We start from the raw sequence: 9,192 nt of genomic DNA, 5'->3' as shown, positions 1-9,192 counted from the left end.
CATGAGAGACTCCTGGAGGTTTGGCGCAATCTTATCAGGCGACGGCGTGAATGAGCAGCCCAGTCCGTGCTGTTACTCCTGAAACGGACATTTCAGACGGGTATTCGCGGTCACTGAACCTGTAATATTCATCAAACTTGTCTATCGAGCCGCAGATGTATTCTCGATTCATGGGTGCTCCTATGCTTTTTGCCGAGAATTCGCTGTTACGACACCCGAAGCTCCTGTTTCTGACAGCGATTATTGCCGTATGTTCACGAGGAGTTCTCCGCTCGCTTATGGCGATGCCACAGGTAAAGCGAATGCTGGGGTCCTTTGGTTTATGTATCACGGTCAACTAAGGGTTTTGCACTTCTGTTCCATAACCCTTTGAACCTGCACCGCAGACCATTCCCCAAGTCTTCGGGGCGTGTGGATCTCGCTAACGTTGAGTTCTGCCGCGATCGCGCGGAGCGAGCTCGCGCCGGTTGCTTGGATGGCTGTGATGGTCGGAAGGAGTTCCGCGCGGACCCGGCTCGCTTTCTGGCTACGCACCTGGCGAGCTGCAGCTCCGATCTCTGCGAACCGCTCAGCCGAGACGCGCCGGCCGCCGAGCTTCGTTCCCCGCGCTTTTGCGGCGGCGAGAGCTGCCTTGGTCCTCTTTGAGATGGCCTCAGCTTCTTGCACGGCGACCGCAGCCAGGATGTGGACCACGAACCGATTTGCCTGGGGCATATCGACCGCCACGAACTGGCCGATCATTGCGCTTGCCACTCTCCACCTCCAAGCCCTCCTGCACCAGGGTCCAATCTCCCCCGTTCAGAAATCCGGCGACGGCGGCGCGCTGTGCTTCGAGTCCCAGGCCGCTAGTTCCCTGCCGAGCCGTTGAAACCCTTAGGTAGTTCACAACCTTGGCCTTCGCCATCGTCTTTACCCCTTGTTACATTTCTTCTACGTCCGTAGAAAGAATGAACAAAGGCTTGCCGTTTCTCGGGACCTAAGTCCGTATTGCAGCGATGCTCTCGGAGCCCTTTTTTTGGCAGAGTTTGTCTCACGGTTCAAATCTCTAATTACCGTTTCAAGGTTGGTCCCTTTCGCTAGTTGCCTTTGTGTTGGAATAACCACTTACGGATTGTTTGGGTCTCGCTTGACGTGAGGGACGGAGCACCCCGTCGCAGCATCTCAAGGAACCAAACTTGGCTGTTCGGGTCGTAAGGAAAACCGATGTTGTACTCGATGTCCCTGCCGCGACCGTACACCGGCCGAACTGAATCGACGATGAGTTTTCCGTTGCCACCCAACATGGCTATAAACGGGATGCTCGTGTCCGTGTCTTGGAGCGAATCAAGCATCTGGTCTGCACCCGGAGTGTCCCGACGACGGACGTGCTCTGCGTGGAAGACGGTAACCTTGACAAAATGCCGGTCGAAGATCGGGCGGATAGCCGGATCGGCCAGAAAGTTCTGCAGTAAGTGACAAGGACCGCACCATGAAGCAGTGAAGACGAGCATGACGTTTTTATGCTGCCTTTTCGCGGTTGCTTCAGCATGCGTAAGCATCTGGCTCGCAGTCTGCACGTTTCGAGAACCGGTCTGACCTAACCCGGGTGAACCAAGCAAACCTAGAAGCAACAAAGCGCGAATACTTCTCATGCATCGTATCTTCCAACATAACCTTCGCGGACCGCAACATTCCTCTCGCAACGGTTTCGGCTTCAGTTGATATCCGGAAGGTGAAACCATGCGCCAAGCCAACATGCCGGAAAGTCGAGGCGGTCTCAATGGATCGATGCAACACTGGCATGGAGTTTAGCTGCTGGAGTTTCGAAGTCCAATGTCATTCTCGGGCGTTGGTTTAGTTGCAGGGCAACCTTGTTGAGGTCTGCTTGGGAGTAGCCGGATAAGTCAGTCTTCTTAGGGAAGTACTGTCTCAGAAGTCCGTTTGTATTTTCGTTGGAGCCGCGTTGCCAAGGGCTCTGTGGATCACAGAAGTAGACTTGCACCTTCGTGGCTACGGTGAAGCTTTTGTGTTTGGCCATCTCCAGCCCACGGTCCCAAGTCAACGAGCGCCGCAGAGAGGCGGGCAGCTTTCGAACCTGGCGGCTCAGTGCGTCGACCACGGTTGCGGTGTCTTTGCCAGGAACTTTGACCAGGATAGTAAAACGCGAATGCCGTTCCACCAGGGTTGCGATGTGACTGTTGCCGGTGCCGGCGAGCAGATCACCCTCCCAGTGGCCTGGTATGGCTCGGTCTTCAACCTCTGCAGGTCTCTCCCGGATAGAGACGGCATCGACGATCTGGCCTTGGGAATGTCCGCCAGCTCGAGCATGCACCGAGCGGCGAATCCGCCTCTTGGAGCGAAGGTGCTGCATCAGCTCTTTCTTCAGGACCCCTCGAGCCTGGATGAATAAGCTGCGATAGATGGTCTCGTGGGACACGGGCATGCTTTCGTTGTTGGGATATCGTCTCTTCAACCAGCCGGAGATCTGCTCCGGCGACCAATGCAGGATCAGTTTACTGGCTACAATCAGGCGCAGCTTTCTATGGTTGGCAAGCCGACAGGGCTTAGGCCGCCGAGCCGACTTCCAGGCCTGATGGTCGGCTCCACTGGCTCGATACAAAGGCCGACCGCCGTGGCGTGCCACCTCCCGGCTCACGGTCGACGCAGCTCGCTTGAGACCTCGGGCTATCTCGCGGATCGATGACCCGGAAGCAATGCCTCGTGAGATCTCCTCCCTCTCGGCCAGTGTGAGCGTTCTTAGAGAGCGTCGGCGAACGGCAGGAGCTATCCCGCCGTGCAGCGATATCACGAACTGAATCGAGCCATGGTCCTTGTTGAAGGCACGACCGATCTCATGTAACGACTCGCCCAACTTCCAACGTCGCCAGATGTCCACCTTCTGATCAGAAGAAAATCCAAACGGTCTTCCTTGTATCATCAACACCACTTCGAAAAGAAATCATTTCTATCAGATGGTGTCGCATCGACCACTTGAGCTCGCACCGACTTCGCGGGAACTCGCTGGGCCAGAAGAATCAGGATCCTAGGGTTGAACCTAAGAATACAGTGGCTGGGGGCAATCTGTGACGGCGTTTTCTCTCCTTCAGACTTGATCGGTGCTTGTAGGCTCCTACATAGGCTGGTTTGTCGCTAAACTTGTAAGCTTTGCTCCTCCACATATGGGCCAAACGCGTGTCGCGGAACTTGGTCTCGAAAGCGGCCTCTATTGCTATACGTTTTGCGACAGATCAGAGGATTCTTTCCGGTTTCAGGATCAGCGGCGGCCAATCTGTCCCGCCAGATTGCCCCAGTGATAGCGTTGTTGGATTTGCCCCAAGTCAGGCGGCAATTTCGGCGATTTTCATCTTCCAGTTGCGCGACTTGCCTAAATCGCCGTTTTCGCCAATCAACTTTCCTGAGATTCGTCAGGCAGCTGCGTTTGTAGCTGCGGAGGTCGTCCTCGTGATGGCAACGAATGGAATGTCGTCGGATCTGCCGAAGCGTTTCGTCGTTGCGGCTTTGTCTTTTGCCGGCTGGATTGCAATCTGTTGGCTGCGGTCGAACCCGAAGAGTCCACCTTTGGCATTTTGCGCCTCGACCACGCCATCCGAATAGTAAGAGATCCGGCTGCGATAGCGTTTACACTTAACGATAGGTGATGTTGACCGCCAGTTCTTCGCCCCTTCGCCCCACCACTCGACACGAAGTTCTATCCCCTAGACGAACAAAATCCAGATCGAGCCAGCTCTTTCCGATGCGCAGGTCACGGACCTCAAGGAAAGTAAGGAATTCCGGTAGATGAGGATTCACTATCTTGAGCTCTCTGCCTGACGCGTCTGGGTTGAGACCCAGCAGCGCCGTGAGGATCAGAATGGGTGTCCCGGAGGCCCAGGCTTGCGGTGAGCAGGAAACTGGATACTGTACCGGCTCATCCCGATGATGCCTCTCGTTCCCGCAGAATAACTCCGGCAGCCGGTATTCGCGGAAGTGAAGCGCCGCTTGAAACAGCGCTGACAGAACTGCCGAGGCCTCCCGCTTATGGCCGTAGCTGGCCATTCCGTACGCGATCAACGAGTTGTCATGCGGCCACACGGATCCCCGGTGGTAGCTCATCGGGTTATAGGTTTGTTCTTCATCCGAGAGGGTACGGATGCCCCAGCCGGAGAAGAGGCCCTGTGCCATCAGTTTTGTCACCAGATCTAGCGCTCGCGGAGCGCTGACGGTTTGGGTGAATAGCAGATGCCCGGGATTAGAGGAGATCACGGCAAGCTGTCGCTTATCCTGGTCAAGCGCCATTGCATAATATCGGCCCTCAGTCAGCCAGAACAATTGATCCAGCTTTTGCACCAGCTCGTTTGAGCGCGTCGTCAGCCGGTCCGCCTGCTCGGGATCGCCAAACAGATGCATCAGCGCAGCGGCTCGCCGGAAGGCATCGGCCGCATACCCTTGCTCCTCGATTAGCGCAATCGGTGCCGCCGCAAGCGTTCCATCGGCATGCGCCATTGCGTCCCCAGAGTCCTTCCAGCCCTGGTTCAGCAGGCCTTTGTCGGTCTTCCGGTGATACTCAATTAAGCCGTCACCATCCAAGTCGCCATATTCAAGGAGCCACCTGAGCGCGGCATAAAGTGGCGACCTCATCTCCTCCAAGAGCTCCTGGTCGCCAGTCCATTGGAAGTACTCGCTCAGCAGAATGATAAAGAGCGGAGTGGCATCGACAGAGCCGTAGTTCCTCCCAAAGGCGACCTCGCCGGTCGCTGTCATTTCGCCAAAGCGCAGTTCGTGCAGAATCTTGCCGGGCTCCTCGTCATTGTCAGCGCACTCCACCTTTCCTTGACGGGCCGCGAGAGAGCGCAACGTGCCACGAGCTAAGGAGGGATTGAGTGCCAATGTCTGAAAGGATGAGATGAGCGAGTCTCTACCGAAGAGTGCGGCGAACCAAGGGACGCCGGCTGCGATCGCCTTGTTTGGGCCCTCGGGGATCTGTAGCGAATAGAAGTCCAGCAAAGACGTGCAGAGCATCGTGTTGAAGATCTCATTGCTCGATTTGAACTTCGTGCAATCCTGCTCCCACGAAGTCAGACCAAGATGCAGCTTCTCTTCGTGTTCCTCCACTTTTTCGTCTTCGCTCATCCAAGGGGGCACGATGGACGAAGACGTGAAACTTGAGGGCAGCGAGTGCTTCGATAGAGCCTGCGTCACGATCGTCGACGTAATACGTGCCTGCCCACGTGGCTGCAAGTCAAGCTCCCATCTTGCGGTGCGCCCTGAGATCGTGGATGGAGTGGGATCGAAGGAAATAGTTGTGGTGCGAACGCGATCGTCAAGGCCTTCATAGACGAAGGTTATCCGCGTCTCGGTGGCGAGCGGCTCGAAATAGCGTCCGCTCTTGCCACGAATAATGCCGCGCACCTGAAAAATATCCATGAAATCACAGTCGTAGGTCATCTCGATGACGAGATGCGCCTTCTCGTTGTGAAAGTTCTGGATCTGAAGCATGTCATGCAGTCCCTCATTCTCGAGGATCTGCTCCCTATGTACGAAGACTGTGTTGACCGGTATGTCCAGGCCCTCGCCCGGCAAGCTTCCTTTCACAGTCAACTCCACGCGGTTAGCGTAGGCGCCTTCGGTCGTTGCAGAGAGCACAATTGGCGTGTGGCCGTTCACCAGCAGTTCGATCTGGCTCAGGTAGCGAGTATCTTCGCGGAACAGACCGACATGGGGAGCGCTCGGTGGCATCAAGTTACCTGTGCGGTCAGACACGAAGAACGTTCTGCCGCGGATAAGTGCCAAGCTCTCCACATTGGAGAGGTGAGGTTCCGTGTAACGGACACGAGGCTCAGGAGGTGCAGGAATCGACCGCAATCCCATTTCTTCCAGTTTCATGTCTGCGGCGGGAGCATAGGTCATGCCGCAACCTCTTCGACGAGATGCACCTTGGCTTCTGAGTCGAAGCCGTTGGCGAGAATTCTTTGATACAGGTCGATGTAGTGTTGGACCATGATGTCCACCGAAAACCTTTGCTCGACCCAACTGCGGATGAGCTCTGGCGAGTAAGTCGTATCCTTCACAGCTGCTGCCATCTCCTCCGCGGAGGAACTAATAGTGCCGGAGACACCCGTTCGAACGATCTCGGGCACAGCCCCACCGGGGAAGGCGAACACGGGGGTACCGCAGGCCATCGCCTCAACCATCACGAGTCCGAAGGGTTCGCTCCACTGGATCGGAAAGAGAAGTCCACGGGAGCCGCCAAGCAGTTGGTTTTTCATGTCCAAATCCGCTTCACCCACATACTCGATGAAGTGTCCATCAATGTGCGGTTTGATCATGGCGTCGAAGTAGTCTCGGAAGATCGGCTGGATTTCGCCGGCGATCTTCAGCGGAATCCCCGCACGCTTTGCGACCTCGATTGCAGTATGAACGCCCTTAATTGGAGCGATCCTCCCTAGGAAGCAGAGGTAGTCTTCCTTCTTTGCTTGCAGCCTGTACTTGGTCGTATCGATACCGTGATGGATCGTTGTGACTGCGAGTGTAGGGTGGACGGAAGCTTGGTGCTGACTGATGGCCGCATAGTGAATCTCTGGGTAGCGCTCGTACATGCGCGTCAAGGCAATCTCGTGCGGGTGATGCAAGGTACAGACGAAGGGCGCAGATACGTATCTGGAGTAGGTGATAGCTGGCGCACTGTTGATATGGATGAGGTCGCATGTCTTCGCGGCTTCTTCAATCGACCAAGACAGATGATCCAGCTCTTTCAACATACCGGAAGTTTCGGTAGCGAGGGGCCATTCGGCGTGCGGATAGCACGCGCGTTTCTCTACACCGACGGTCGAATCGCCATTGCAGTACACCACCGTTTCAATTCCTTTTCGCTGCAATCCTTCCGCAAGATGGGAGATGAAGAGTTCGGTGCCGCCATAACGGGTCGGGGGGACAGAGATGAAGGGAGACGCAATCAGAGCAATACGCATGTGCAGAGCCTCGCAGTTTATCGTCCACTCAAACTGAACAGACTCCGGCTTCACAGGGAATTTGCACGGTGCGGACATCTTGCAGAGGAATATGGGGGATGCTGTCTCATCGACCCGTTCGTATTCGTTTAGTGTGATGCTTCGAAGATGCGAATCGGACACCTGGGAATCCCTAAAGTCTCAGACAAAGCAGCCAGCGGGAAGGACGCCCCGCAGCCATAGACACATGGCGTCGCGTGTGGCTACCTTCGTGCTGCTCTTGGCAGCGCAAAAAGTACGTTGGGCAGCACGGATCAGTCCGTCGCCACAGGTCTGCCTGATCGAAGGTGGAAGAAGTATCCGATAACAGGCATCAACTCGCCTCAAGAATACCGGTCACGTCGGATAACTTCCCTGTTTGGGTGATTGTGACCAATGCTTGACTATGGGTACGCTGCACCATGCTCGTTCAGACGATTTTGAATTCACCGATGCATAGCCAACCTCAGCTTCCCGTGAGTCACGAGGCAGAGACACGTTTCGTAAGCCATAGCAGGGCGCTTGAGCTCCAGCGGAACACAACGAGGGCTGAACAGGTGCGCCAACCAGTTGCGGAAGGTTATGGAGGGATCTCTCATTTTTGAGCGCTTCCGAGCCCCCGAAATCACCACCTGCCTGCAGAACGGCGGCAGCTGGAGATCGTGCAGCAGATGGTTGGTCATGAATCCGTCCGGGCCACCGCGCTCTACGACCGCGCAACTATGAGATCGACCCTGCTGAGGTTGAGCGAATGCGTCTCGGGATGAACCCAACATTGACACTGGTGACGAATTCAAGCTGCTTGGAACTGTAGAGCCACGAAGTGTGAGCAGCGGACGTTGCCACCGGGTCCCATTCGTCCAGGATGCGATCCGAACCACGTTGATGGCGGCCTAAGTGAGGACGTACTGTGGAGTGCCCGATCTTTTGTGCCATTGGATGAGTTAGTGTAGCGCAACGATTTCTGAGGTCAGATCGATGCAGGATGTGGCCGCAAGGGGAGCCGGGAGCGAAGCGACTGGCTCCCCTTGCGGCCAAGCAGTAGATGCCAGCCAGGCCTCTGGTGCTGGTGCCCTGTAGCCTAGCGAAGAGTGTGGCCGGATGGTGTTGTAGTGGACGCGCCAGCGTTCGGCCAGCACGCGCAGTTCTTTCATCGAGTAGAAGATCTCTCCGTTGAGGAACTCGTCCCTAAGTTTGGAGTTGAAGCTCTCGCAGTAGCCGTTCTCCCACGGCGAACCGGGCTCGATGTACAGCGTCTTTGCTCCTGTCTTTGCCAGCCATTTCCGTAGGTCTTTCGCGACGAACTCCGGCCCATTGTCCGAGCGAAGGTGTTCCGGCACGCCCTTCATCACCATCACATCGGCCAGCGCAGAGATGACCCTGGAGCTGGACCAGCGGCGTTCCGCACGCACCAGCAGGCTCTCGCGCGTGTGTTCGTCGATCAGGTTGAGAAGCCGTACGCTGCGGCCGTCATGCGTCCGAGCGCTGACGAAGTCGTAGCTCCATACATGGTTCCGCCGCTCCGGCCTCAGCCGCACACACGATCCATCGTTGAGCCACAGACGTCCTCGTGGCTTCTGCTTCTGCGGAACCTTCAGCCCCTCGCGACGCCAGATACGCTCCACGCGGTCCTTACCCACCCGCCAGCCCGCTCGCCGCAGCAACGCCGTGATCCGGCGATAGCCATAACGACCGTACTGGCTGGCAAGCTGAACGATCGCCTGCGTGAGTGCATCTTCGTCTTCACGCCGGATCGCATGGTAGCGCTGCGTGCCGCGCGGCTGGTTGGCCAGCCGACACGCCCTGCGCTCCGTCATCCCATGCTTCTGCTGCGCATGGTCTGCTGCGATCCGTCGTCGCTCAGGGCTTAGAAGTTTCCCGAGGCGAAGTCCTTCAACACAAGGTTGTCCAGGCTCAGGTTCGCAACCAGACGCTTCAGCTTCGAGTTCTCCTGCTCCAACTCCTTCAGCCGCTTCGCCTGGTCCACCTGCAACCCGCCGTACTCCTTACGCCAACGGAAGTACGTCTGCTCCACGATCCCGGCTTCCTTGCACGCCAGAGCTGTCGTCTTCCCGTTCGCCACGGCTACTTCGATCTGCCGCAACAGATTTACCACCTGCTCAGGTTGGTACTTCTTCCCTCGTCCCATACGCTCTCCTTGTTCAGTGTCTCTCTTATCCACTGGCACATTTCAAGCAGGGCACTCCACCACGACAACGTCATCTGT

General features: G+C 56.5%; 7 protein-coding genes. 1 reads left to right on the top strand and 6 read right to left on the bottom strand.

The window, feature by feature from the left end:
- Window positions 1-333: 333 nt before the first annotated feature.
- The 3 genes from HDF16_RS27695 to HDF16_RS27685 form a co-directional block, all read right to left on the bottom strand.
- A complete protein-coding gene (locus tag HDF16_RS27695; RefSeq protein ID WP_348641456.1) occupies window positions 334-753 on the bottom strand; it encodes a recombinase family protein in 420 nt (139 codons plus the stop codon).
- Between the two features lie 323 nt (window positions 754-1,076).
- Entirely contained in the window at window positions 1,077-1,538 is a 462-nt protein-coding gene (locus HDF16_RS27690) for a thioredoxin family protein (protein WP_184223788.1), read from the bottom strand.
- Between the two features lie 218 nt (window positions 1,539-1,756).
- Window positions 1,757-2,917, bottom strand: coding sequence for an IS30 family transposase (locus HDF16_RS27685; RefSeq protein WP_184223786.1), 1,161 nt, complete (start codon window positions 2,915-2,917; stop codon window positions 1,757-1,759).
- Between the two features lie 266 nt (window positions 2,918-3,183).
- Between HDF16_RS27685 and HDF16_RS31025 the strand changes: the two genes are divergently transcribed.
- Window positions 3,184-3,594, top strand: a complete 411-nt coding sequence (locus HDF16_RS31025; protein WP_246410345.1) for a hypothetical protein — start codon at window positions 3,184-3,186, stop codon at window positions 3,592-3,594.
- Window positions 3,595-3,624: 30 nt separating this feature from the next.
- Here HDF16_RS31025 and HDF16_RS27675 read toward each other — a convergent pair whose 3' ends face one another.
- The 3 genes from HDF16_RS27675 to HDF16_RS27665 all read right to left on the bottom strand — a co-directional run bounded on the left by HDF16_RS27675 (window position 3,625) and on the right by HDF16_RS27665 (window position 9,114).
- On the bottom strand, window positions 3,625-5,886 hold the full coding sequence (locus HDF16_RS27675) for an amylo-alpha-1,6-glucosidase (protein WP_184223782.1): 2,262 nt from the start codon (window positions 5,884-5,886) through the stop codon (window positions 3,625-3,627).
- The gene (locus tag HDF16_RS27670; RefSeq protein WP_184223781.1) at window positions 5,883-6,947 is read right to left on the bottom strand and encodes a glycosyltransferase family 4 protein; all 1,065 of its coding nucleotides are present in this window, start codon (window positions 6,945-6,947) and stop codon (window positions 5,883-5,885) included. Before HDF16_RS27670 ends, HDF16_RS27675 begins: the two co-directional genes overlap by 4 nt.
- Window positions 6,948-7,909: 962 nt before the next feature.
- Window positions 7,910-9,114, bottom strand: a protein-coding gene (locus HDF16_RS27665) for an IS3 family transposase (RefSeq protein ID WP_246410343.1) whose coding sequence is annotated in 2 segments (ribosomal slippage) — window positions 7,910-8,847 and window positions 8,847-9,114 — 1,206 coding nt in all. Because the reading frame shifts where the segments join, the coding sequence is not laid out codon by codon here.
- Window positions 9,115-9,192: the final 78 nt, after the last annotated feature.

This window comes from Granulicella aggregans, from assembly GCF_014203275.1.
In the GTDB taxonomy this organism is placed as follows: Bacteria; Acidobacteriota; Terriglobia; order Terriglobales; family Acidobacteriaceae; genus Edaphobacter.
The sequence above is the reverse complement of the archived record's forward strand: the minus strand, read 5'-3'. Positions and strand labels throughout refer to the sequence as shown.